The organism is Sphingobium sp. TB-6, assembly GCF_012927365.1.
In the GTDB taxonomy this organism is placed as follows: Bacteria; Pseudomonadota; Alphaproteobacteria; order Sphingomonadales; family Sphingomonadaceae; genus Sphingobium.
Genome location: NZ_JABBGL010000002.1, coordinates 140300 through 162666 on the forward strand (window position 1 = coordinate 140300; position 22367 = coordinate 162666).

Sequence of the window (22367 nt, forward strand, 5' to 3'; positions counted from 1 at the left end):
GCTGCGAAAAAGCCTATTCAAGGTCAAACAGGTTGCCAGGCCTCGGCCGCTCTGCCTGGCAACCGATAACTGCATTTAGTTCAGCTTATTGATGGATTCCCGCATGTGATCCACGCTGACGGTGGAATAGCGCTGGACCATCCGCAGAGACTTCCACCCGCCCATGTTCATGATGGTGATGAGGTCGATCCCCGCCATGACGCAGTGGGACGCCCAGTGATGGCGCCAGTCATGAACGGTGAAATCCTCTATCCCCGCGCGCTGGCAGGCGGTGGCGTGCTGGTTCTTTATCGGATTGCCGCCTGGGATCTTGGCCTGACGTGTATCCTGATAGGGCTGGCCGAACCGGTTGAGGAAAACATGCCCCTTTGTCGGCTGCCCCCGCTTTTCCCAGATCGGACGTAGAACGTCCATGACGCGAGGGTGCATCGGCACGGACTGGATGACGGCATTCTTGCTGTGGTTAAGCCGAATCGACCCTTCGTGCATATCCACGCCGTCGACGCCCCAAGGGATTTGCAGCGCCGTCTGGATGCGCGGGCCATGGAAGGCCAGCATGGTGATGATCGGCTGTATGTGCGGCGCATAGGCGGCCATCAGCCGGTCGCGATCTTCCTTGCTGAGAAAGCGCACCCGTTCATTGTTGAACGGAATGGCCTTGATCCTGAGGGGCGGAAGGTCATGCAGGTCGTGGTGGACGTTGATCGCCGCTTGAAACACGGCGCGGTAGCGGTCCTGACCCGCCGGGTCATGGCCGGTCAGATAGGCGCGACGAAAATGCTCCCAGGCCTGCTTCGGCTCGCGCAGGCTGAAGTCTCCGATCAGCCCGTTGAGCTTGCCGATGCGCAGGACGTCCGACGCGCAAGGGGCCTTCGCCTTCGTCAGATAGCTGTCAAAGGCCTGAGCGATGGTTCCTTGCGCGACGAGTGCTGCCGGACCGAACATCAGCTGATGGCGCAGCTTTGTTTCATGTTCAGCCATCAGATGGGCCGCAGCGTCGCGGTCGCTCGTTCCTGTGCTGAACTCTTTGACGATGATCTTCTTCTCGCCGAGTCCGACTGAGCCTCGGATGTAGTAGATGCCGTGTTTCCCACGGGTACGGATGGAGAGCATCTTAGTTTCCTTTGCATTTGATCGCGCGCCTATGCCGGGCGGATTTTTCCGCATGCGTGACGAGGACGCGCCCTGTTTCATGAAGGTTTGGCGCATTGTGCTGCCCAGAGTTTCGCTGGAGAGGACGGGGTGCGTCCGTGAGGGGACGGCGGCGCCCGAGGCTGGATTGAGCCGAAGTTGTTTCGCTTCGCGCCGGCGCATGGGCTGCCAGTGACGATGCCCGGTCGGCCCAGCTTCGGCGGCTTCTGCGAAGCTGTCCTGTCGGCCTTGTTCGCCAGCGCCAAAGGAGCGTCAGCCGCCTTCGCCTGACATTGTTTCAGCAGCGTCCGCGACTCGGGAATTGGGTGCGCTGGCCCGGCATTTGCATGCCCAGAATTTGCCAAAAGAGGGGGGTGATTTGCCCAAAATTTGCCGAAAAAGCCGGTGGCCGGGTTCGACCCGCGACCTGCTTCAGGCAAACAAAAACCCCGCCAAACCGTTGATTTGACGGGGTTTTCGATGGTGGGCGTGGCAAGGATTGAACTTGCGACCCCTGCGATGTCAACACAGTGCTCTACCACTGAGCTACACGCCCACGGTGGAGTGGGCCAATAGCGGGGGGCGGCAGGCAGCGCAAGCGGGAAATTGAGCGCTCCCGCTATTCTTCTGGACAGCAGCCTGCCAAGCCATATGCTGCGGTGCGAAAAAGGGGACGCCAACCACCATGTTGCCATCGACCATGCCGTCCGATCAGGCCGTCGTGCGCCTGCCATTCTATCGCCAGCTCTACGTCCAGGTGCTGATCGCCATCGGGCTGGGCGTGGGGATCGGGCATTTCTTTCCGGAAACCGGCGTGGCGCTTCAACCTTTGGGAGAGGCCTTCATCAAGCTGGTCAAGATGATCATAGCGCCGGTCATCTTCCTCACCATCGTGACCGGCGTTGCGGGGATGAAGGAACTGGGCGCGATCGGCCGGGTGGCGGCCAAGGCCTTCGCCTATTTCCTGACCTTTTCCACTCTGGCGCTGATCGTCGGGCTGATCGTCGCCAATGTCGTGCATCCGGGCTCGGGCCTCAATATCGATCCGGCGACGCTGGATGCCGGCAAGGTGGCCGAATATCAGCAGCAGGCGCACAGTAGGACGCTGACCGGCTTCCTGATGGACATCATCCCCGGCACGCTGATTTCGGCCGTGGCGGATGGGCATAATATCCTGCAGGTGCTGTTCGTCGCGATCCTGTTCGGCATCGCGCTCACCATGATCGGGGAAAAGGCCGATCCGCTGATGACCGTGCTCGAATCGGCCAGCCATGCCATCTTCAAGCTGGTATCCTTTCTGATGAAGGCCGCGCCTTTGGGCGCATTCGGCGCGATGGCCTTCACCATCGGCAAATATGGCGTGGGGGCGCTGGCCAATCTGGCGGGGCTGGTGGCGACCTTCTATCTGACCTCGCTACTGTTCGTGCTGGTGGTGCTGGGCGTGGTGGCGCGGCTGGCGGGGTTCAACATCCTGCATCTGATCCGCTATCTGAAGGCGGAACTGCTGTTGGTGCTCGGCACCTCCTCCTCCGAAGCGGCGCTGCCGAGCCTGATCGAGAAAATGGAGCGCGCCGGATGCCGGAAATCGGTGGTCGGACTGGTGGTGCCGACGGGCTACAGCTTCAACCTCGACGGCACCAACATCTACATGACGCTGGCGGCGCTGTTCATCGCGCAGGCGACCAATGTCCATCTGAGCCTGGAGGAGCAATTGCTGCTGCTGCTGGTCGCCATGCTTTCCAGCAAGGGGGCGGCGGGCGTGACCGGGGCGGGCTTCATCACTTTGGCAGCGACCCTCTCGATCGTGCCTTCGGTGCCGGTGGCGGGCATGACGCTGATCCTGGGCGTGGACCGATTCATGAGCGAATGCCGGAGCCTCACTAATTTCATCGGCAATGCGGTGGCGACCGTCGTGGTGTCGGCATGGGAAAAGGGGCTGGACCGCGAGCGATTCGCCGCGGCCATGGCCGGGCAGCCGCTGCCTCCCACGCTGGATATGGAAGAGGTCGTATCGGGCTGAACGACTCTCAGTTGAGTCCGGTCAGGCTCTCCGTGCCGAACATCCGCTCGACCTCCAGCACCAGGTCGCGCAGGTGGAAGGGCTTGGACAGAACCTTTGCCTGCGGCACAGCCTTGCCCGCCTTCAGCGTGACGGCGGCAAAGCCGGTGATGAACATGATTCGCATGTCGGGCGCCACGGCGGCGGCATGCTGGGCGAGTTCGATCCCGTCCATTTCCGGCATGACGATGTCGGTCAGCAACAGGTCGAACCGGTCGCTGTCGATATGGGGCACCGCCTGCGCACCCGTGGCGACGGCGACGACGTCATAGCCCGAACGCTCCAGGGCGCGAGCCAGATAGGCGCGCATGCTTTCATCATCTTCGGCTAGCAGAATTCGAACCATTGCCCCGTACGTCTCGTCCCCAGGCCTTTAAGGCCGCCCCCGGATGCCCCCTTCGCGGATGGCGTGAAGCGGCTATATATGCGACAAGGTGTAAATATTATCCAGCCGAGTAACCATTTTTGGGCGGCGGCCTTTGGAAACGGGCAGGGAAGGAGCTTTTTTGGGACATAGCGCGCCGCCGGTTCCGACCGAAACAACGCCCGCCTATGATCTTTACGAGCCGGATGTCTCTTCCGGCCCGGTCGTCATTTCCGTGCCGCATGCGGGGCGGGATTATGATGAGGCGCTGTTGGCGCAGGCGCGGGTGCGGCAGGATGTGTTGCAAAGGCTGGAGGATCGCTGGGCCGATCTGATCGCCTATCCGCTGGTCGAACGCGGCTTTCCGGTGCTGGTGGCGCGGGTGCCGCGCGCGACGATCGACCTCAACCGGCATGAGCGGGAAATCGATGCGGGCATGGTCAGCGGCATTCCGCGGGACATGGCCTTGCAGAGCAGCGTCAAATTGCGCGGAGGGCTGGGCCTGATACCGCGCCGCTTGCCCGGCGCGCATGAACTCTGGCTGCGGTCGCTCGGCTGGGCGGAGGTCGAACGCCGGATCGATCAGTTCCACAGACCCTATCATGCGACGCTGGGCCGGTTGATGCGGGCGGCCCGCGATGCCCATGGCCATGCGATCCTGATCGATCTGCATTCCATGCCGCCGCTTCCGCCACCCACTGCGGGGCAGGTCGCGCCGGGGCTGGTGCTGGGGGACCGATTCGGGCGCAGCGCTTCGGCCCGGTTGATGACGCTGGCGGCGGACGTGGGGGCGGCCCATGGTCTGACCGTCGCGCAAAATCACCCCTATGCCGGTGACCATATGATCGAGCGCCATGGCCGCCCCGCCCACGGCCTTTATGCGATCCAGTTGGAATGCGACCGGAGCCTCTATCTGGACAGCGCCCTGGATCAGCCGGGGGCTGGGCTTGCCCGCTTGCAGCAAGTGGTGGGCGCCATCGTGAACGCGCTTGCCCATGAGCTGCCGCGTTCGACCTACGCTTTGGCGGCGGAATGAATGTCATAAAAATGTAATCAAACAGACGCTGAATCGTAACCTGCTTTTCATATTGGCGTCCTGATTTTCAGGGGACCTTCATGAATCGAACCTCCCGATTGGCCGGTGGGCTGGCGATGTGCATCATGCCTTCGCCGGTTGCGGCCCAGGCCATCAGCGAAACCGAAGCCGTCGAACTGAGGGCGCAGATCGCGGCGCTCAAGGCGCAGGTCGAACGGCTGGAAGCGCGGCTCGGCAGCGCGCCGCCGCCGCCTCCCGTTGGCCAAGCCGCTGCCGCCGCGCCGAAGTCGGAAGCGACCAGCATCAGTTGGAAGGGCGGGCCGGTCTTCAGCAAGGGGGCGGCCAGCTTCAAGGTGAAGGGGCGCATCCAATATGACGCCGGGTTGCTGATGACGCCGCAGAGCGTGCAGGATCGGGCCAAGGGCTATTCCAATGAGCTGCGCCGCCTGCGCCTGGGCGGGGAGGGGCAATTGGGCGGCGGTTTCGGTTATAAGCTGGAACTGGAACTGTCCGATAACAGCGTCGATCTGGTCGACACCTTCATCACCTATGAGAAGGACAAGTGGCTGGTCACGCTGGGCAACCACAATGCGTTCCAGTCGCTGGACGAGCTGATCAGCGACACCGGCGGATCGGTGATGGAGCGCGCCGCCTTTACCGATGCTTTCGGTTTCGAGCGGCGGCTGGGGCTGTCGGCGCAATATCGTTCCGGCATGCTGCTGGCGCAGGCGGGCGTCTTCACCGACAGCGCGGATTCACTCACCAATGATGCGGATGGGCCGGAGGGGGGCGATGAAAATAACAGCTATGGCGTCGATGGCCGCATCGTGCTGGCGCCCAAGCTAGGCAAGACCCAGTTGCATTTCGGGCTTTCTGGTCACTGGCGGGACTTTCAGCGCTTGTCGGAAACGCCGCAGCGTTACCGCCAGCGCGCCTATCTCCACACCGCCAACAGCCGCTTCCTTTCGACGCCCCGCATGGCGGCGGATGGCGAAACCCATTATGGCGCCGAATTCGCCGGCGCGCGTGGGCCGCTCTGGTGGGCGGGCGAGGCGCATTGGCTGCGTGTGTCGTGGCCTGGCCTGGCCGATCCGACCTTCTTCGGCGGCTATGGCGAAGTCGGCTATGTGCTGACCGGGGAATCGCGGGGCTACAAGAACGGGATATTCGGCATCGTGAAGCCCGACCGCCCGGTCGGCAGCGGCGGCTGGGGCGCGCTCCAGGCGACGGTGCGCTATGATTATCTCAGCCTCAACGACAAGGACATCGTCGGGGGCACGCAGAACGGCATCATCGCGGCGCTGGTATGGACGCCGGTCGAATATCTGCGCTTCAACGTCAATTACGCGCATCTGGACTATAGCGACGCGGCGATCCTGGCCGGGGGGCGCAATGATTATGGCGTGGATGTCATCGGCTGGCGCGCGGAGCTGGATTTCTGATCCGGTTGGGTTGGGGTGCGGACATGCGATAATATCGTCATCCTAGCTTTCGCTGGGATGACGGAAATGAGGTCTGCCTTCCACCCAAAGTCGTTGTCCAAAGAAAAAGGGTGGCGCCCGAAGGCACCACCCCAATTTCCTCCGGCCGAAGCCAGACAGCGGCCCCGCTTGCGCGGGAACTCGACCGAACTTACTTGAGTTCGACGGTCGCGCCGGCTTCTTCCAGCTGCTTCTTGACCTTCTCGGCCTCGTCCTTGCTGACGCCTTCCTTGATCGCCTTGGGCGCGCCTTCGACGAGCGACTTGGCTTCGGTCAGGCCCAGGCCGGTGATGGCGCGGACTTCCTTGATGACGTTGATCTTCTTGCCACCGTCGCCGGTGAGGATCACGTCGAATTCGGTCTGCTCTTCAGCGGCCGGAGCGGCGGCGGCAGCGGCCGGGCCAGCGACGGCGACGGCAGCGGCGGCCGAAACGCCCCACTTTTCTTCCAGAGCCTTCGAGAGTTCAGCGGCTTCGAGGACGGTCAGGGCCGAGAGCTGATCGACCAGTGCGTTGATGTCTGCCATGTTAGTTTTTCCCTTCTGGGCGGGGCATATGCCCCATAAATTGAGTTGAAAACGTGACTTTCGAAAAAGCCGTGGCCCTTAGGCCGCGTTCTTTTCCGCATAGGCGTTGAAGACCCGCGCGAGCTGCGCAGCCGGCGCCTGGGTGACGGTCGCGAGCTTGGTCGCGGGTGCAACGAGCAGCCCGACGATCTTCGCACGCAGTTCATCCAGCGACGGCATCGAGGCGAGCGCTTTCACGCCCTCCGCGTCCAGCAGCACTTCGCCCATCGCGCCACCAACGATCTCAAGCTTGTCGTTGGTCTTGGCGAATTCGACTGCAACCTTGGCGGCTGCAACCGGATCGGCCGAGGAGGCAAGACCAACCGGGCCGGTCAGCAGGCTGCTGAGGCTGGTATAGTCGGTGCCTTCAAAGGCGATGCGAGCGAGGCGGTTCTTCGTAACCTTGTAGGTGCCACCGGCTTCACGCATCTTCTGACGCAGGACGGTCGACTGGGCGACGGTCATGCCGAGGTTGCGGGTCACGACGACCACGCCAACCTCTGCCAGATGTGCGTTCAGCGCGGAAACGACCTCAGCTTTCTGATTACGATCCATGCCATTCTCCACTTCATGTCCATCGGACGACCCGATGAACGGCAAAACCCGCGACGAATCGCGGGGCATTGGTCCGAAGGGGAGAGATCGACTGGCCCATATCCTCAAAAGGAACAGGCAGACCCGGACAGGCGCTTGCGCCCGGCCGGCAAAGAACTTTTCCCCGTCTAGGCCGGAAATTAAGAAGGGCATATTCCCTTCACCGACTGTCTCGGACGGAAGACCACCGGCATTGCTGCCGGGGGTCCGCTGCGGGCGCCCCTACAGATTTGGAGGCGCGCTGTCACGCAGAATCTGGCGCTGGCTGTGCAAAGCGGCGGAAAAGCGTCGTTTTTCGCCGAAGTTCACACCATATGCGCGCGCATATGCAGGCGCGCGTAGGCGTCGTGGGAAGCGGATCGACATTTCAAAGACGGGGCTGCGATAGGCACGTCTGAGGGGAGTAGGACAGGATAAAAGCGGCACCGGGTCAGGCAATAGGATGTTTTTTCGCCAGCCGTGGCACGGAGGTTACAGTTGGCGGAGCGAGGGCCGATTTCGACCAACGACGGACCCTAGCAGAATTGGCCCGTTATCCTAAAAGCTGCCCGTGAAATTAGCTTGCACGGTCTGGATAAAGATAAACTTTTTTGAAAAGATTGATTCCACTTGAAGTGAGACGGAATGACGGTTCATAATTGCATGGAATGGTAGCAACATAGTTTAATCTTATCAAACCGTGTATGAACGCTAGAATCTCGTCTATTTCTCTTTTAGGCACTGGTATTTTTCGGATCGAATTTCGTCGATGTACTGAAATTATATCTCCTTCTAAAATGGTGAGCCATCCGGCCATATAGGAGATCACCCAAAGCATCTCCTCCAACGCGGAATCCAAATCTATTCCTTTGTCATAGGCTGCATCTGTCGCGTCGCCTAACTCGTCCAGCGAACATGTAAGCACGTTATCCTTAAGCAACCCAACTTTATGAAGGTATTCATAAGCACCAGAGTAAGATGAATCATGATGGTAATAATATAGCTGCCCATCCGTCACGGATTCTGGGCCTGCCGTGAAACTATTTTTGTCTATTCCCCAAACTAGTGCAGACCGAACAAGGCAATGAAATACAATCCTCGCTGGATCGCATTTATCAATTTCCTTAAGAGAAGGTATTTCTATGTCGCGGCAGGGTCCCGCTTCCCATTCAGCAAGCCTTGCTAGGCGGGTAAAGCGCTCTTTTGCACCTCGCCGGTATGAACGGAACAAGCCAATGGCGGGGAAAATTGCTCCGGCCAATAATCCTATAATAACCCATGAGATCAATGACATTGGGCCTCGCGATCTAAGTAGCCCCATCTTTCGTCAATTTGGTTGTTCTGCAATCGTTTTTGTCGACTTTGCCGGGATGGCGTCTCCGAAACCGCCCGTCCGCAAACCACCCTTCTTTGCCCTAAACCCGATCCGCCTGAACCACCGTGTCCAGCCCGCGCAGGGCTGAAAGGATGCGGTTGAGATGCTGGGCGTCGGCCACTTCCAGGTCGATGATATCGGTGTGGAAGGGGCCTTCGCGGTTTACCAGTTGCAGGTTGAGGATGTTCGCCTTGGTCGCGCCGAACACATTGGTGACGGCGGCCAGCGCGCCCGGCTGGTTCTTCACGATCACCTGGAGCCGCGCCGTGCCGCCCTTCGACTTGCTGTCCCAGCTCAGATCGACCCAATCGTCATTCTGATCGACTTCCAGCGAGCGGCAGTCGATGGTGTGGACCTCGATCGGCTCGCCGGTGCGGCGGACGCCGACGATGCGGTCGCCGGGGACGGGGTGGCAGCAATCGCCCAGATTATAGGCGATGCCTGGCGTCAGGCCGCGGATCGAGACCGGGGCATGCTGGCGCGGATGGGCTTCCTCCATCCCTTCCCCGCTGGTGGAGCCGGGGACGAGAGCCTCCATCACTTCCGAATCGAGCAGCCGGTGCGTGGCGATGGCGACCATCAGCGAGGCGCGGTCGTCCAGTTTGAGCCGTTTCAGGGCGGCCTTCAGTGCCTTGTCGCCCAGTTCGCTTGCCAGTTCGGGGGAGAAGCGGCCGATAATCTCCTCATAGAGCTTCTCGCCCAGCGCCACTTCCTCGCCGCGCTGTTTCTGGCGGATATAGCGGCGGATGGCGGCGCGGGCCTTGCCGGTGATGGCGAAGGTCAGCCAGCCGGGCTGCGGCTCCTGCCCCTCCGACTTCAATATTTCGACCTGATCGCCATTTTCCAGCGTGGTGCGCAGCGGCACGACGCGGCCGTTGACCTTGGCGCCGACGGTCTGGTTGCCGAGCGAGGTGTGCACCGCATAGGCGAAGTCAACCGGCGTCGATCCCTTGGGCAACTGGTGCAGCTCGCCCTTGGGGGAGAAGGCGAAGATTCGGTCCTGATACATCGCCATGCGGGTATGTTCGAGCAGCTCGTCCGCATCCTGACTCTGCTCCAGGATTTCGACCAGATCGCGCAGCCAGGCGGCATGGTGGTCGCCCGCATCGCCCTTCTGCTTATAGGCCCAGTGCGCGGCGAGGCCGAGTTCGGCGTCATTGTGCATGTCGCGGCTGCGAATCTGCACCTCGATCCGGGCATTGTCCTGATGGATGACGGTGGTGTGCAGCGATCGGTAGCCGTTGCGCTTCGGGGTGGAGATGTAGTCCTTGAAGCGGCCGGGCACCATTTTATAGGTCTGGTGGATGACGCCGAGCGCGCGGTAGCAGTCCTCCGTCGTCTCGGTGATCACGCGGAACGCCATGACATCGGTGAGCTGCTCGAAGCTGATGTGGCGTTCCTGCATCTTCTTCCAGATGGAATAGGGATGCTTTTCGCGGCCCGAAACGGTAACGGGCAAGCCCTTGCCGCCCAGCAGCAGTTGCAGTTCCGCGCCGATCCGGTCGACCTTGTCATGGCCGCCTTCCTTGAGCTGTTCGAGGCGCTTGGTGATGCTGTCATAGGCTTCCGGCTCCAGCTCGCGGAAGGCCAGAAGCTGCATCTCGCGCATAAAGTCGTACATGCCGATCCGCTCCGCCAGCGGGGCGTAGATGTCCATCGTCTCGCGGGCGATGCGGCGGCGCTTCTGCTCATTCTTGATGAAATGCAGCGTGCGCATATTGTGAAGGCGATCGGCCAGCTTCACCAACAGCACGCGGATATCGTCCGACATGGCGAGCAGGAATTTGCGCAAATTCTCCGCCGCCCGCTCATTTTCGGACATGGCCTCGATCTTGCTGAGCTTGGTGACGCCGTCGACCATTTTGGCGACGTCCTTGCCGAAGGCGTGCTCGATCTCCTCATAGGTGACGAGCGTATCTTCTATCGTGTCGTGCAGCAGAGCCGTCACGATGGTCTGGTCGTCCAGATTGAAGTCGGTCAAAATGCCTGCGACTTCAATCGGATGGCTGAAATAAGGGTCGCCGCTGGCGCGCTTCTGGCTGCCATGTTTCTGGACCGAAAACACATAGGCGCGGTTGATCATCGCTTCGTCCGCATCCGGATCGTAGCGTTTTACCCGTTCAACAAGTTCGTACTGGCGTAACATCCTACTGCGATTGTCCGCGATGCCCCTTGCTGTGCAACAAAAAAATCCCATTTTAGGTGAATAGCGCTGCGCTTTTGCAACGCAGGTGGCTTTGAGCTATCAAGTGAAGACGATGACACATAATCTGGCGCAGGATCTGGAACAATGCGCGCTGCCCAGCGCATTGGAGGCGATGGGTGAACGCTGGTCGTTCCTCATCTTGCGGGGCGCTCTATCGGGAATCCGGCATTTCGAGGAGTTTCAGTCGACTCTCGGCATTGCCCGCAACATCCTGGCGAACCGGCTCGCGCGGCTGGTGGAAAACGGCATCATGGTGCGCCAGCCGATGCAATGCGACCGGCGCAAGGTCGAATATCGCCTGACCGAAAAAGGGCAGGATCTGGCGCCTGCCATGATCGCGCTGCGCCAGTGGGGCGAGAAATGGGGCTGCGGTCCCATCGCCTGCCAGGTGCTGGCCGACAGCCGTGACCGGCAACCGATCCGTCAGATGATGATCCAGGCGCATGATGGCCGTCCGCTGGAACCCAGCGATCTGGTCTGGCTGTGCGTCGATGAAGTGACGCTGATGACGCAGGAAGCGGCGGCGGCCTGAGGGCAGCGCTGGCACATCCCCTGTCGTTCAGTCATGCCGGCCCGGTTTCCGCATGGCGAATTGCCTTCGTTTTTTTCGCCTGCCTGCGCGCCATTCGCAAAAAACCGGTTCCCACTTTTTTGCCTGATGCTTTAGGCTGAATGCAATGTCAGTCCATCGCTTCCAGCCCCAGCCCTTTTTCGCGGACAAGAACCGCGCATTCTGGAACCTCCAGTCGGTGGGGTGGGCCGGTGCCTTCCTGCTGCGCGGTTCCTCCACCATCGCCAATGGGCAGCCGCTCTCCAGCCTGATCCCGGTGATGATCTCGACCGTGTCGGGCTATTCGGTGACGCTGCTGATCGCGGTGGTGTTCCGTTTTCTCCAGCGCCAGCGGCCGATCGTGACCTGGGGCGCATCGATCGTGACGGTGGTGATCGCCGCCGGGCTGGTGGCGTTCATCGATGCCTGGGTATTCTCGACCCAGAATCGGGGCAGCGATACGGCGGGCGTGCAGCTTTTCTTGGGCGCCTTCTATCTCAGCATGACGTTGCTGGGAGCCTGGTCGGCGCTTTATTATGCGATCAACTTCTACCTGACGGTGGAGGAGCAGGCGGACCAGCTTCTGCATCTGGAAAGCCAGGCATCGAGCGCGCAGCTCGCCATGCTGCGCTATCAGCTCAATCCGCATTTCCTGTTCAATACGCTGAACAGCATCTCGACCCTGGTGCTGCTCAAGCAAACTGACCGGGCCAATGCGATGCTTTCCCGCCTGTCCTCCTTTTTGCGCTATACCCTGATCAACGAACCGACCGCGCAGGTGACGATCGAGCAGGAGATCGAGACGTTGAAGCTTTATCTGGAGATCGAGAAGATGCGGTTCGAGGATCGCCTGAGGCCGGTTTTCCATATCGATCCGGCGGTCGCGCAGTCGCGCCTGCCCTCTCTGCTGCTCCAGCCGCTGGTCGAAAATGCCATCAAATATGCCGTCACGCCCAAGGAGGAAGGCGCGGAAATCTCCGTCACGGCGCAGCCTGCCGGTGAAAACGTCCGGATCATCGTATCCGATACGGGTCCGGGATTGAATGAGGGGTTCACCCGCCCGAACAATCCGGTGAGCGAAGGAACGGGCGTCGGTCTGGCGAATATCCGCGACAGGTTGATTCAGGCCTTCGGGGAACGACAGAGCTTCGAAACGCGTTCAACGCCTGGCGGCTTTTCGGTCCTGATCGAAATGCCGCTTAATTTGGATGAACCATCGAGAGTGGCCGCATGACCATCAGAACAATCCTCGTCGACGACGAAAGCCTGGCTATTCAAGGCCTCAAGCTGCGTCTGGAAGCGCATGAGGATGTCGAAATCGTAGAAACCTGCTCCAACGGCCGCGAAGCGATCCGCGCCATCAAGACGCATAAACCCGACCTTGTGTTCCTCGACATTCAAATGCCTGGCTTCGACGGATTTTCCGTGGTGCAGGGGTTGATGGAAGTCGAACCGCCGCTTTTCATCTTCTGCACCGCTTACAGCGACCATGCGATCCGCGCGTTCGAGGCGCAGGCCGTCGACTATCTGATGAAGCCGGTGGAGGAAGGCCGTCTGGCCGATGCGCTGGACCGGGTGCGGCAGCGGCTTTCCGAAAAGCGCCAAGTGCAGGAAGCGGAAAAGCTGCGCGAGGTGCTGGCGGAGGTCGCGCCCGACGCGATGAACGACTTTTCGGGCGATGGCGATGCGCCGGCCGCCAACCGCTTCGAAAAGCTCATCAACATCAAGGATCGTGGGCAGATTTTCCGCGTGGATGTCGATTCGATCGAGCGGATCGACGCGGCGGGCGACTATATGTGCATCTATACCGCCGACAATTCGCTGATCCTGCGCGAGACGATGAAGGATCTCGAAAAGCGTCTGGACCCGCGTAATTTCCAGCGCGTGCACCGCTCCACCATCGTGAATCTCAGCCAGGTACGGCAGGTGAAGCCGCATACCAATGGCGAATGCTTCCTGGTGCTGGAATCGGGCGCGCAGGTGAAGGTCAGCCGTTCCTATCGCGACGTGGTGGCGCGCTTCGTGCATTGATTCGCCCCTCCCTTCCGAGAGAGGCTCAATTTACCGAAACACCCATTGCCGGTTGAGGCCGAACATCACGGCCGGCGTCACGAAGAGCATGGCCGGGATGGGCGACCATTCCGGCCAGCGCATATGGGTGACGCACAGCCACACCCAGAGCGCGTTGAGGGTATAGCTGATCAGCGACACCGCGACGAAGCGGACGCCGCGCGCCGCCTGATTGTCGCGGCTGCCATGGCCGCGGAAGGTGAAGCTGCTGTGCGTGACATAGCCGATCGCCACCGCCGCCAGATAGCCGATGCCGTTGGCGATCTGCGGATGCAGTCCGGCGGGCGCGGCCAGCGTCCAGTAGATCGCCGCCTGACAGGCCGTCACGAACAGCCCGGTCACGCCATAGCGGACGATCTGCCAGAACAAGGCCTGCTTTTCCGCTGTGAGGATTTGGAGGATTTTCATGCGGCCCCGTTGCGCTTTGATGCGAAGCCTCTAATCGAGCCATCATGAAACTGCAAAGCTGGCCTGTCCTGCGCGCTCATATCGTCCCTCTCGCGGCGAAATTTTCCCTTTATGCCGAGCGAAATTGGAAGTGGCTGACCGTCCTTTTGTGGATGTTCGCCATGGCCTGTCTGATCGCCACGCGCTGGCCGCAGATTCATTGGCTGACGCTCAGCGATACGGACGACAATATCCGCTATTTGCAGGTGAGGGACTGGCTGGCCGGGCAGGGCTGGTACGACCTGCGGCAATATCGGCTCGATCCGCCCGCCGGGTTCAACATCCACTGGTCGCGGCTGGTGGACCTGCCGCTCGCCGGGCTGATGCTGTTCTTCCGCGCTTTCCTCGATCAGGGGCTGGCCGACCGGCTGGCTTGCGGGATCGCGCCGATGCTGCCGTTATTGCCGCTGATGCTTGGGCTGGGCTTCATCGCGCGGCGGCTGGCGGGGGGAAATAGCTGGTTCCTGGCCGCGCTCGCGCCCTTCGCCGCGCAAATGGGCATCAGCATGTTCATGCCGATGCGGATCGATCATCATGGCTGGCAATTGGCCTTCACCGTGCTGATGCTGGCAGGGCTGATCGACCGCAACTGGCTGCGCGGGGGCATCGTCGCGGGCGTGAGCAGCGCTCTCTCCATCGCTATCGGCATGGAGATGATCGTCTATCTGGCGGCGGGCGGCGCGCTGATCGCGCTGCGCTGGGTGTTCAAGGAGGGCGCGGCGCGGCGGATGCTGCCCTATGCGATCAGCCTTGGCGGAGCGACGTCGGTGCTGTTCGTGCTGTTTGCCAGCTATGCCAATCGGCAGATGGTGTGCGACGCGATCTCGCCCATCTGGGTCGCGATCTTCGCGACGGCTTCGGCGGGGATGGTGCTGCTGGCGCTGCTGCCGCTCAGAAGCTGGCCCGCGCGGCTGGGGGCTGGGATCGTGGTCGGCGCGGCGGTGGCGGCCTTTGCCTGGGTGAACTGGCCGCAATGCCTGTCCGGCGCCTATCAGATTTCGCCCGAACTGGAGAGACTGTGGCTCGCCAATATCCGCGAGGCCAAGCCGATCACGGTGCAGGCGCGCAGCCTGGTCGTGCCGCTGATGGCCATCCCGGTGGCGGGCCTTTTCGGCCTGATATGGGCGTTGTGGGATTCGCGGCGGGACGGGGACCGGCTCTGGGCCTGGGCGACCGTGGGGCTGATGATGCTCTTTTCGACCGCGCTGCTTTTCTGGCAGCTCCGCGCGGGTCCGGCGGCGCAATTGCTGGCCATTCCGCCTGCGGCCTGGGCGGCCTATCGCCTGCTGTGTCTGATCGGGGCGGGCAGGCCGGTGGCGCGTCTGGCGGCGGGGCTGGGCGTGGCGGCGTTGGCCGTGGCGGCCTTTGCGACGCCGCTCTATCCGCAGATCAACCAGTTCTGGGTCAAGACGACCGGCGAGAAGCCCAAGCCGCAAAAGCCGACGGTGCAGGCGCGCAGGAAGGCCATAGACAAGGCCAATGGCCGCTGCCGCACCCTGCCCGCGTTGGAGGTGCTCAACCAGCTGCCGCCCGCCACCATCTTCACCATGGTCGATCTGGGGCCGCGCCTGATCGTCGCCACGCACCACAGCGCCTTGGCGGGCCCCTATCATCGCAACGGCGCGACGATCCTCGACATGCACCATGCCTATGACGGTCCGGCGGAGGCTTTCCGGCCGATCGCGGCGAAGCATCATGCGACCTATTTGCTGGTCTGCCCCGGCTTTCCGGAGGGCACCATCTATCAGGCGCGCAGTCCTAGGGGCTTTTACGCCGGGCTGATGCGGGGCGAAGTGCCGGGCTGGCTGAAGCCGGTGATGCTGCGGACCGGGATGACGCTGCCTTACACGCTGTATCGCATCGATTATTCAGCGCCGGGCTAGGAAAAAATCCCGCAGCAGCGTTGATGCCTCGGCTTCGGCCAGGTCGCCATAGACATCCGGCCGGTGCAGGCATTGCGGATGGGTGAAGAGGCGCGGTCCCTGCTCGATCGCGCCGCCCTTGGGGTCGGATGCCGCATAATAGAGGCGGGCGATGCGCGCGTGCGAGATTGCCCCGGCGCACATGGCGCAGGGCTCCAGCGTCACCCAGAGATCGCAGCCGGTCAGGCGGAAGTCGCCCAGATGCGCGGCGGCGGCCCGAATCGCGACCATTTCGGCATGGGCGGTGGGATCATTGTCGCGGCGGTTGCGGTTTTCGCCTTCACCGATGATCCGGCCGTCGAGAGTGATGACCGCGCCGATGGGCACTTCCCCCGCGTCGGCGGCGGCGCGGGCAAGGTCCAGCGCGCGCCGCATCGGTTCAGGCAATGGGAAGGGCGAAACCATGGCTTCGCCCATACAGGATCATCGCACCGTTCGGAAAGGGTCAGGGCTTTTTGACGTCCACCGTCGGCACTTCGACCGTTTCCTTGCGCTTGCCGACCTCCACCTTCGCCACATTGGCCTCATATTTGGGCAGGGAGCCGCCCTTGATCGCGACTTCGGGCAGGCGTCCTTCCTGCGTTTTCTGCAGGTCGATGAAGCCGGTGGCGATGCCGCCAGCCAGGACCAGCAGCAAAATCAGCAACAAGCCACCAATGAATCGCATTTCGGCCTCCTTTGGCTTATGGGGCGTCAACGCTCATGAGTCGGAAAGGGTTGCGGCGCTTGATGGCTCTGGGCGGGTTGACGTGCGCGGGGAATCCCGTTATCCGCGCCGCTTTCCGAACGAACCCGAATTACAAGGTTGATTGACTATGTCGCGCATTTGCGAGCTGACCGGCAAGGGCCGCCAGGTGGGTCACAATGTTTCCCACGCCAATAACAAGACCAAGCGTGTGTTCCTGCCCAACCTGCAGAACGTGTCGCTGATCTCCGAAGCGCTGGAAACGACCGTGAAGCTGCGCGTGTCGACCCATGGCCTGCGTTCGGTCGAGCATAATGGCGGCCTGGACAACTGGCTGCTGAAGACTAACGACGACAAGCTGTCGCTGAAGGCTCGCCGCCTGAAGCGCGACATCGTGAAGAAGAAGGCCGCCGTAGCCGCCTGATTCGGTTCGATCCGTTCGCATGAGGAGCGGCCTGGCGACGGGCCGCTTTTTGCGTTGGTTTGGACCTTGGGTCCTATTCCTCTGCATTCCAATCCAGCGTGAATTTCAGCAGCAGGGTGCGTTGGAAGAATTCGTGATTGTCGTCGGAGGCGATCCAGATGACCCGGCGGCCCCCTTCCTGCGTGACCGCCAGCCCTTCGAAATTATCGGCCAGCAGGGGCGGCGCCAGCCGGGCGAGGGCGCGCGCCTTCAATCGGTCGCCGGGGCGTGGCCTTTCCGGCAGCTCGACGATCGCCAGCGTGGCCGTGAACAGCTCCTGCAAGGTCAGCCGCCGGTTGAGCACCAATATGTGCCGATCGTCGAGGGCGATAGCGTCCGTCGGGCGATAGCCACGCGGCGGCACATAGCGCAGGTGCATGGGGGCGGCCGTCGTGGCTTCGGCAGGGTCGCCCGCGAACAGCAGCGTGTCGTGGCTGCCGTCGGCGGTCATGCCCATCTCCGCCAGGACGAGAAAGCGGCCATCGGGCAGCCGCGCCAGCGATTCGATCGATCCGGTCTCGGGCCAGGCTTCGATCTCCGGCCAGGTCCGGCAGGCTTCGACGCGCGCGAAGCCGGGCGAATAGCGGCAGATCATCTGTTGCAGTTCGAAGCCTACCCAATAGCGCTGGGTCGCCGGATCGTGGGTCATGGCCTCCGAATCCCAGGCCCACCAGGGGCGGTCGCGGTCCTGCGGGCGGATGGGAAGGGGGGCGATGAACGGGCGCCGATCCGCTTTGCCGGGGCCGATGTGAAAGCCCATCAGCGTGCCGGAATCGCTGAGCGCCAATATCTGACCGTCCGGTTCCGCCAGCAGCGAGGAAATGCCGCCAAAGCCATGATGGGTGCTGTTGAGCTGCCATCCGCCCAGATAATGGAGGCGCCCCAGGTCGCGCTGGGCAGGATCGGCGGCGTTCAGGGACAAGGCGCGCGCCCGGACCAGCAGCGGGCCGGCGCCGAAGGGCTGGGGCTTGTTCTTGTGCGGCGCGGGGAGCAGCAGGATCGCGAGCAACAGGACGATCAGGATTCGGCGCATCGCCTTCGCCATAGGGGATTATCCGCCCTTGTGCAGGGTTTTTCGCGGCTCTGGCATCGCCCGTGAAAAAGCGTGATACTGCGTCCTTTCGGCCGGACCAATACTGAACGATGGCTGACATCGCCATTCAGGCTTGGCTCAATGCGAATCGGGCAAAAGGGCTTCAATCGATGGCGAGTCCTCCTTTGGAAGATCTGCCTGGATCGATGGCAAATTGAGGAGCAACGCCATGAAGACGAAGTTTCTGATCAATCTGGGGGCGGCGCTGGCGATGGGCGCTGCCTCTCTGGCCGCCACTGCGACGCCGGCCATGGCCCGCGACGGCTGGGGCCGCCATTATGAACGGGGCGATTATTATCGCGGCGACCGGGGCTATCGGGGCTATCGCGACGGCTACTACCGTGGCGACGGCTATTATCGCGGCGATGGCTATTATCGGGGCTATCGCGGTTATCGCGGCGGCTATCGCTGCCGGGACAGCGGCACGGGCGGCACCATCATCGGCGCGATCGCCGGTGGCCTGCTCGGTAACGAAGTCGGCAAGGGCAGCGGCCGCTATGGCCGTCGCGGCGACGGCACCACAGGCGCCATCATCGGCGCGGGCGTGGGTGCGCTGGCCGGCCGGGCGATCGACCGGGATTGCTGACCCGCTTATCCTTCGGGAGAAAGTGACGAGGGCCGCTCCATTCGGGGCGGCCCTTTCATTTTGCCGGGGGCGGTGCCTGCCGCGGATCGATCCGCTGATGATCGGAGCGGTTCGATCCGGCTTCATCGCCCGAACCCGGCGCGCAGGCGGCCAGGGCCAGCAGCAGTCCGCCGATCCAGGGACGGATCATCGCATTTTCCCCTTCCCCAAAAGAAAAAGGCCGCCCCGTTTCCGGCGCGGCCTCTTCCAGACAATTCCCCGATAGGGAATTACATCGCGTTCGCGGCGGCGTTGCCCGCAACGTTGGCAGCGTTCGAAGCGGCGTTCGAAGCGTTGTCGGCAGCGTTCAGCGCGGCATTCATGGCGTTGTCGGCAGCGTTCGAAGCGTTCTCGGCAGCATTGGCCGAAGCGTTGGCGGCATTTTCCGCACCGCCCGAGCAGGCGGCCAGGCCGAGCGACGCGGCGAGAACGAGCGAAAGAGCAATCGACTTGGTCATGGGTTAACCCCTCTCTGAGAATAAAAACGGTGCAGACCACTCTCGGAGAAAAGTTCACCCCCCATTGCGTCTGCGCCGCGATTCGTAATGAATCCGGCGACTCATGGCAATCCCATTCCTGCTTCAAGCCCCTGATTGGGGGCGTAAGGGGGTTGGAACGGCGCGGCCCGAACGGCCATTGACGCATATAAAGATTTCTTTATATGATCCTTTCATGAGCGCAGCACTCGACATTTTCCGGGCATTGGGTGACCCGACGCGGCTGCGCATCATCCATCTGTTGCGCGCCATGGAACTGGCTGTCGGAGAGATCGCGCAGGTCGTCGGGCAAAGCCAGCCGCGCGTCTCCCGCCATGTCCGCATTCTGGCCGAAGCCGGTCTGCTCGAACGGCGCAAGGAAGGCAATTGGGTTTTCCTGCGGTTGCGCAAGCAAGCGGAAATCGCGCCCTTTCTGGTCCTTTTCGATCAGTTGGTGCCGTCGGAGGCGGAGCTGTTGTGGCAACGCGCCGATCTGGCGCGGCTGGCGGCGGTGCGGGCGGATCGCAGCCGTGCAGCGGAAAGCTATTTTTCCGAACATGCCGAGGAATGGGACGCGATCCGGTCGCTGCATGTGCCGGAAGGCGATGTCGAGACGGCGATGACCGTTCTGTTGGGGGCAGAGCCGATCGGGCATCTGCTCGACATCGGCACCGGGACAGGGCGGATGATCGAGCTGTTCGGGCCGTCGGCGGACCAGGTGACGGCGCTGGATCGCAGTCCGGACATGTTGCGGCTGGCGCGGGCCAAGCTGCCGGAGGATGCCGGCGACAAATATGCGCTGGTGCTGGGCGATTTCGGCGCGCTGCCGCTGGAGACGGGCAGCGTCGATACGGTGGTGCTGCATCAGGTTCTGCATTATGCGCAGGAGCCTGAACGGGCGATCACGGAAGCGGCACGGGTTGCGGCGGCGGGCGGCCGGGTGCTGATCGCTGATTTCGCGGCGCATGAGCGGGAGGAACTGCGGCTGCGCGACCAGCATGCGCGGCTGGGCTTTTCCGATGAGCAGATCGAAAGCTGGTTCGCGGATGCGGGCCTGGTGCTGGAGCGGGTGGAGGTGCTGCCCGGCCAGGAACTGACGGTACAATTATGGCTGGGACGGCGCCGGGGCGCGCGCATCCTGCGACACGAAGGACGACTTTCCGCATGACCTTGAGCTTCCCCTCCGTCGAAGAGGCGCGGCGTGCGCTGGATGCGCCGCTCTACGCCGATCTGGCGGGCGACCTGAACGTCAGCTTCGAATTCTTCCCGCCCAAGACGGAGAAGATGGAGGAGCAGCTCTGGTCCGCGATCCAGACACTGACGCCGCTGGCGCCCAAATTCGTGTCGGTGACCTATGGTGCGGGTGGCTCGACGCGCGAGCGCACGCACAATACCGTAGCGCGGATCGCGAAGGAAACGCCGCTGTCGGCGGCGGCGCATCTGACCTGCGTGGCGGCGAGCAAGGCCGAGATTGACGAGGTGGTCGACGCCTATTGGGAAGCGGGCGTTCGGCATATCGTTGCGCTGCGCGGCGATCCGCCGGAAGCGGGGACGAAGTTCGAGCCGCATCCCGATGGTTACAAGGGCGCGGCGGAACTGGTCGAGGGGCTGGTGAAGCGGCATCCGTTCGAGATTTCGGTGGCGGCTTATCCGGAGACGCATCCGGATGCTTTGAGCGCGCAGAGCGATATCGACAATCTCAAGCGCAAGCTGGACGCGGGCGCGACGCGGGCGATCACGCAATTCTTCTTCGAGCCGGACACCTTCTTCCGCTTCCGCGACACGGTGGCGGCGGCGGGGATCGATGCGGAGATCATCCCCGGCATCATGCCGGTCAGCAATTTCGCGGCGGTCCAGCGCATGTCGGCCATGTGCAACACCGATGTGCCGGGCTGGATGGGCAAGCTGTTCGAAGGGCTGGACGATCTGCCCGCCGCGCGGCAGCTCGTGTCCGCCACGCTGGCGGCGGAATTGTGCCGCAAGCTCTATGCGGGCGGGGTGCGCGACTTTCATTTCTATACGCTCAACCGGGCGGAACTGAGCTATGCGATCTGCCATTTGCTCGGGCTTCGGCCCGCCACATTGGAGAAGACGGCATGACCGCCGAAGCACGTTTTCGCGCCGTTGCGGCGGAAAAGATCATGATCTTCGACGGCGGCTACGGCACGTCGATCCAGAAACATGGGCTGACCGAGGCGGATTATCGAGGGGATCTCGATCTGGCGAAGGATCAGAAGGGGAATAATGACCTGCTCTGCCTGACGCGACCGGACATCGTCGAAGGCATCCACACCGCCTATCTCGACGCCGGCGCGGACATGATCGAGACGAATACTTTCTCGTCCACGAAGATCGCCATGGCCGATTATGGCTGCGAGCATCTGGTGCGGGAGATCAACATCGCCGCTGCCCAGATCGCCCGGCAGGCTTGCGAGGCGGCGACGGCGAAGGATGGACGGCCGCGCTTCGTGGCGGGGTCGATCGGGCCGACGAACAAGACTTTGTCGATTTCGCCGGATGTGAACGACCCGGCCTATCGCGAGGTCGATTATGATACGCTCAAGGCCGACTATCGCGAGCAGTGCGATGCGCTGATCGAGGGTGGCGTGGACTTTCTGCTGGTCGAAACCTGCTTCGACACGCTGAACGCCAAGGCGGCGGGCATGGCCGCGCGGGAGGCCGAGGCGGCGGCGGGGCGGCCTGTGCCGCTGATGCTGAGCTTCACCATCACCGATATGTCGGGGCGGAACCTGTCGGGGCATACGATCAACGCCTTCTGGTATTCGCTGCGGCATTTGAAGCCGCTCACCATCGGGGTGAATTGCGCTTTCGGGGCGGATTTGCTGCGGCCTTATCTGAGCGAGCTAGCGAAGAATGCCGATACGCTGATCCTGGCTTATCCCAATGCGGGCTTGCCCAATGAGCTGGGGCAATATGATGAGCTGCCCGAGACCACGGCTTCGCTGATCCGCCAGTGGGTGGATGAGGGGCTGGTGAATATGGTCGGCGGCTGCTGCGGCACCACGCCCGCGCATATCGGCGCGGTGGCGAAGGCGCTGGCGGGGCAGAAGCCGCGTATCGTTCCGGAACTGCCGGTGGTGACGCGGCTTGCGGGTCTCGAACCGATGCACATCGCGGCTTAAACAGAATATCGTCATCCCCGCGAAGGCGGGGATTCATCTCAGACGTGAGCGTCTGGACGCGAGGTAAGGGAGATAGATTCCCGCCTTCGCGGGAATGACGGAA

At 62.3% G+C, this 22367-nt stretch carries 24 protein-coding genes and 1 tRNA gene; 12 read left to right on the forward strand and 13 right to left on the reverse strand.

Going from position 1 to position 22367, the window contains the following annotated elements:
• Positions 1–75: 75 nt before the first annotated feature.
• Positions 76–1113, reverse strand: a complete 1038-nt coding sequence (locus HHL26_RS03710; RefSeq protein ID WP_169575889.1) for a site-specific integrase — start codon at positions 1111–1113, stop codon at positions 76–78.
• 499 nt (positions 1114–1612) lie between these two features.
• Positions 1613–1687 (reverse strand) — tRNA-Val (locus HHL26_RS03715).
• Between the two features lie 129 nt (positions 1688–1816).
• Between HHL26_RS03715 and HHL26_RS03720 the strand changes: the two genes are divergently transcribed.
• Complete coding sequence (locus tag HHL26_RS03720; protein ID WP_066554854.1) at positions 1817–3151, forward strand: dicarboxylate/amino acid:cation symporter; 1335 nt, start codon at positions 1817–1819, stop codon at positions 3149–3151.
• Between the two features lie 7 nt (positions 3152–3158).
• On the opposite strand, the gene HHL26_RS03725 is transcribed toward HHL26_RS03720, so the two are convergent.
• On the reverse strand, positions 3159–3536 hold the full coding sequence (locus HHL26_RS03725) for a response regulator (protein ID WP_066554856.1): 378 nt from the start codon (positions 3534–3536) through the stop codon (positions 3159–3161).
• A gap of 160 nt (positions 3537–3696) precedes the next feature.
• On the opposite strand from HHL26_RS03725, the gene HHL26_RS03730 reads away from it, so the two are divergent.
• Together HHL26_RS03730 and HHL26_RS03735 are read left to right on the forward strand one after the other, a co-directional pair.
• Entirely contained in the window at positions 3697–4590 is an 894-nt protein-coding gene (locus HHL26_RS03730) for an N-formylglutamate amidohydrolase (protein ID WP_066561402.1), read from the forward strand.
• A gap of 80 nt (positions 4591–4670) precedes the next feature.
• Positions 4671–6032 carry a porin gene (locus HHL26_RS03735; RefSeq protein ID WP_169575890.1) on the forward strand — a complete coding sequence of 454 codons (1362 nt, stop codon included), beginning with the start codon at positions 4671–4673 and terminating at the stop codon, positions 6030–6032.
• A 190-nt stretch (positions 6033–6222) separates the two neighbouring features.
• On the opposite strand, the gene rplL is transcribed toward HHL26_RS03735, so the two are convergent.
• The 4 genes from rplL to HHL26_RS03755 form a co-directional block, all read right to left on the reverse strand.
• Positions 6223–6597: a 50S ribosomal protein L7/L12 gene (rplL, locus tag HHL26_RS03740; protein WP_066554860.1), complete on the reverse strand. Its 375-nt coding sequence runs from the start codon at positions 6595–6597 to the stop codon at positions 6223–6225.
• A 78-nt stretch (positions 6598–6675) separates the two neighbouring features.
• Positions 6676–7191, reverse strand: coding sequence for a 50S ribosomal protein L10 (rplJ, locus tag HHL26_RS03745; protein ID WP_066561410.1), 516 nt, complete (start codon positions 7189–7191; stop codon positions 6676–6678).
• A 595-nt stretch (positions 7192–7786) separates the two neighbouring features.
• A complete protein-coding gene (locus HHL26_RS03750) occupies positions 7787–8503 on the reverse strand; it encodes a hypothetical protein (protein ID WP_169575891.1) in 717 nt (238 codons plus the stop codon).
• Positions 8504–8624: 121 nt separating this feature from the next.
• Positions 8625–10730 (reverse strand): bifunctional (p)ppGpp synthetase/guanosine-3',5'-bis(diphosphate) 3'-pyrophosphohydrolase, encoded by a 2106-nt coding sequence (locus HHL26_RS03755; RefSeq protein WP_066554863.1) that lies wholly within the window; start codon positions 10728–10730, stop codon positions 8625–8627.
• Between the two features lie 112 nt (positions 10731–10842).
• Here HHL26_RS03755 and HHL26_RS03760 point away from each other — a divergent pair, with 112 nt between their 5' ends.
• The 3 genes from HHL26_RS03760 to HHL26_RS03770 all read left to right on the forward strand — a co-directional run bounded on the left by HHL26_RS03760 (position 10843) and on the right by HHL26_RS03770 (position 13371).
• Positions 10843–11322, forward strand: a complete 480-nt coding sequence (locus HHL26_RS03760) for a helix-turn-helix domain-containing protein (protein WP_066561415.1) — start codon at positions 10843–10845, stop codon at positions 11320–11322.
• A gap of 145 nt (positions 11323–11467) precedes the next feature.
• Positions 11468–12574 (forward strand): histidine kinase, encoded by a 1107-nt coding sequence (locus tag HHL26_RS03765; RefSeq protein WP_066554865.1) that lies wholly within the window; start codon positions 11468–11470, stop codon positions 12572–12574.
• Positions 12571–13371, forward strand: coding sequence for a LytTR family DNA-binding domain-containing protein (locus HHL26_RS03770; protein ID WP_013848670.1), 801 nt, complete (start codon positions 12571–12573; stop codon positions 13369–13371). The genes HHL26_RS03765 and HHL26_RS03770 overlap by 4 nt, the downstream gene beginning before the upstream one ends.
• A gap of 30 nt (positions 13372–13401) precedes the next feature.
• Here the strand turns inward: HHL26_RS03770 and HHL26_RS03775 are convergent, their stop codons facing one another.
• Positions 13402–13818: a GtrA family protein gene (locus HHL26_RS03775; protein WP_066554867.1), complete on the reverse strand. Its 417-nt coding sequence runs from the start codon at positions 13816–13818 to the stop codon at positions 13402–13404.
• 44 nt (positions 13819–13862) lie between these two features.
• On the opposite strand from HHL26_RS03775, the gene HHL26_RS03780 reads away from it, so the two are divergent.
• Entirely contained in the window at positions 13863–15740 is a 1878-nt protein-coding gene (locus HHL26_RS03780; protein WP_066554872.1) for a hypothetical protein, read from the forward strand.
• Here HHL26_RS03780 and HHL26_RS03785 read toward each other — a convergent pair.
• Both HHL26_RS03785 and HHL26_RS03790 read right to left on the reverse strand, forming a co-directional pair.
• Positions 15726–16184, reverse strand: coding sequence for a nucleoside deaminase (locus HHL26_RS03785; protein ID WP_066561417.1), 459 nt, complete (start codon positions 16182–16184; stop codon positions 15726–15728). The two genes, HHL26_RS03780 and HHL26_RS03785, sit on opposite strands and share 15 nt — an antisense overlap.
• Positions 16185–16224: 40 nt before the next feature.
• Complete coding sequence (locus HHL26_RS03790) at positions 16225–16446, reverse strand: hypothetical protein (RefSeq protein ID WP_066561418.1); 222 nt, start codon at positions 16444–16446, stop codon at positions 16225–16227.
• A 148-nt stretch (positions 16447–16594) separates the two neighbouring features.
• On the opposite strand from HHL26_RS03790, the gene rpmB reads away from it, so the two are divergent.
• A complete protein-coding gene (rpmB, locus tag HHL26_RS03795) occupies positions 16595–16888 on the forward strand; it encodes a 50S ribosomal protein L28 (RefSeq protein WP_066554874.1) in 294 nt (97 codons plus the stop codon).
• 73 nt (positions 16889–16961) lie between these two features.
• Here the strand turns inward: rpmB and HHL26_RS03800 are convergent, their stop codons facing one another.
• Positions 16962–17960 carry an esterase-like activity of phytase family protein gene (locus HHL26_RS03800; protein WP_066561420.1) on the reverse strand — a complete coding sequence of 333 codons (999 nt, stop codon included), beginning with the start codon at positions 17958–17960 and terminating at the stop codon, positions 16962–16964.
• 229 nt (positions 17961–18189) lie between these two features.
• Between HHL26_RS03800 and HHL26_RS03805 the strand changes: the two genes are divergently transcribed.
• On the forward strand, positions 18190–18606 hold the full coding sequence (locus HHL26_RS03805; protein WP_066554876.1) for a glycine zipper 2TM domain-containing protein: 417 nt from the start codon (positions 18190–18192) through the stop codon (positions 18604–18606).
• Between the two features lie 55 nt (positions 18607–18661).
• On the opposite strand, the gene HHL26_RS24470 is transcribed toward HHL26_RS03805, so the two are convergent.
• Positions 18662–18796 carry a hypothetical protein gene (locus HHL26_RS24470; RefSeq protein ID WP_254911604.1) on the reverse strand — a complete coding sequence of 45 codons (135 nt, stop codon included), beginning with the start codon at positions 18794–18796 and terminating at the stop codon, positions 18662–18664.
• A gap of 79 nt (positions 18797–18875) precedes the next feature.
• Entirely contained in the window at positions 18876–19103 is a 228-nt protein-coding gene (locus tag HHL26_RS03810; RefSeq protein ID WP_066554878.1) for a circumsporozoite protein, read from the reverse strand.
• A gap of 214 nt (positions 19104–19317) precedes the next feature.
• Between HHL26_RS03810 and HHL26_RS03815 the strand changes: the two genes are divergently transcribed.
• From HHL26_RS03815 to HHL26_RS03825, 3 genes are read left to right on the forward strand one after another with little or no spacing between them, the layout of a single operon-like run.
• Positions 19318–20289 (forward strand): metalloregulator ArsR/SmtB family transcription factor, encoded by a 972-nt coding sequence (locus HHL26_RS03815; RefSeq protein WP_066554880.1) that lies wholly within the window; start codon positions 19318–19320, stop codon positions 20287–20289.
• Positions 20286–21221 carry a methylenetetrahydrofolate reductase gene (metF, locus tag HHL26_RS03820; protein ID WP_066554881.1) on the forward strand — a complete coding sequence of 312 codons (936 nt, stop codon included), beginning with the start codon at positions 20286–20288 and terminating at the stop codon, positions 21219–21221. Before HHL26_RS03815 ends, metF begins: the two co-directional genes overlap by 4 nt.
• A complete protein-coding gene (locus HHL26_RS03825) occupies positions 21218–22264 on the forward strand; it encodes a homocysteine S-methyltransferase family protein (RefSeq protein WP_066554882.1) in 1047 nt (348 codons plus the stop codon). Before metF ends, HHL26_RS03825 begins: the two co-directional genes overlap by 4 nt.
• Positions 22265–22367 lie beyond the last annotated feature (103 nt).

Bases quoted from the DNA above. Each gene is read 5' to 3' on its own strand.
- HHL26_RS03780 (WP_066554872.1), top strand. From the start codon at position 13,863: ATGAAACTGCAAAGCTGGCCTGTCCTGCGCGCTCATATCGTCCCTCTC.
- HHL26_RS03710 (WP_169575889.1), bottom strand. From the start codon at position 1,113: ATGCTCTCCATCCGTACCCGTGGGAAACACGGCATCTACTACATCCGA.
- metF (WP_066554881.1), top strand. From the start codon at position 20,286: ATGACCTTGAGCTTCCCCTCCGTCGAAGAGGCGCGGCGTGCGCTGGAT.
- HHL26_RS03735 (WP_169575890.1), top strand. From the start codon at position 4,671: ATGAATCGAACCTCCCGATTGGCCGGTGGGCTGGCGATGTGCATCATG.
- HHL26_RS24470 (WP_254911604.1), bottom strand. From the start codon at position 18,796: ATGATCCGTCCCTGGATCGGCGGACTGCTGCTGGCCCTGGCCGCCTGC.
- HHL26_RS03810 (WP_066554878.1), bottom strand. From the start codon at position 19,103: ATGACCAAGTCGATTGCTCTTTCGCTCGTTCTCGCCGCGTCGCTCGGC.
- rpmB (WP_066554874.1), top strand. From the start codon at position 16,595: ATGTCGCGCATTTGCGAGCTGACCGGCAAGGGCCGCCAGGTGGGTCAC.
- rplJ (WP_066561410.1), bottom strand. From the start codon at position 7,191: ATGGATCGTAATCAGAAAGCTGAGGTCGTTTCCGCGCTGAACGCACAT.
- HHL26_RS03765 (WP_066554865.1), top strand. From the start codon at position 11,468: ATGTCAGTCCATCGCTTCCAGCCCCAGCCCTTTTTCGCGGACAAGAAC.
- rplL (WP_066554860.1), bottom strand. From the start codon at position 6,597: ATGGCAGACATCAACGCACTGGTCGATCAGCTCTCGGCCCTGACCGTC.
- HHL26_RS03815 (WP_066554880.1), top strand. From the start codon at position 19,318: ATGAGCGCAGCACTCGACATTTTCCGGGCATTGGGTGACCCGACGCGG.
- HHL26_RS03755 (WP_066554863.1), bottom strand. From the start codon at position 10,730: ATGTTACGCCAGTACGAACTTGTTGAACGGGTAAAACGCTACGATCCG.
- HHL26_RS03800 (WP_066561420.1), bottom strand. From the start codon at position 17,960: ATGCGCCGAATCCTGATCGTCCTGTTGCTCGCGATCCTGCTGCTCCCC.
- HHL26_RS03805 (WP_066554876.1), top strand. From the start codon at position 18,190: ATGAAGACGAAGTTTCTGATCAATCTGGGGGCGGCGCTGGCGATGGGC.
- HHL26_RS03790 (WP_066561418.1), bottom strand. From the start codon at position 16,446: ATGCGATTCATTGGTGGCTTGTTGCTGATTTTGCTGCTGGTCCTGGCT.
- HHL26_RS03825 (WP_066554882.1), top strand. From the start codon at position 21,218: ATGACCGCCGAAGCACGTTTTCGCGCCGTTGCGGCGGAAAAGATCATG.
- HHL26_RS03785 (WP_066561417.1), bottom strand. From the start codon at position 16,184: ATGGTTTCGCCCTTCCCATTGCCTGAACCGATGCGGCGCGCGCTGGAC.
- HHL26_RS03770 (WP_013848670.1), top strand. From the start codon at position 12,571: ATGACCATCAGAACAATCCTCGTCGACGACGAAAGCCTGGCTATTCAA.
- HHL26_RS03750 (WP_169575891.1), bottom strand. From the start codon at position 8,503: ATGTCATTGATCTCATGGGTTATTATAGGATTATTGGCCGGAGCAATT.
- HHL26_RS03720 (WP_066554854.1), top strand. From the start codon at position 1,817: ATGTTGCCATCGACCATGCCGTCCGATCAGGCCGTCGTGCGCCTGCCA.
- HHL26_RS03775 (WP_066554867.1), bottom strand. From the start codon at position 13,818: ATGAAAATCCTCCAAATCCTCACAGCGGAAAAGCAGGCCTTGTTCTGG.
- HHL26_RS03760 (WP_066561415.1), top strand. From the start codon at position 10,843: ATGACACATAATCTGGCGCAGGATCTGGAACAATGCGCGCTGCCCAGC.
- HHL26_RS03725 (WP_066554856.1), bottom strand. From the start codon at position 3,536: ATGGTTCGAATTCTGCTAGCCGAAGATGATGAAAGCATGCGCGCCTAT.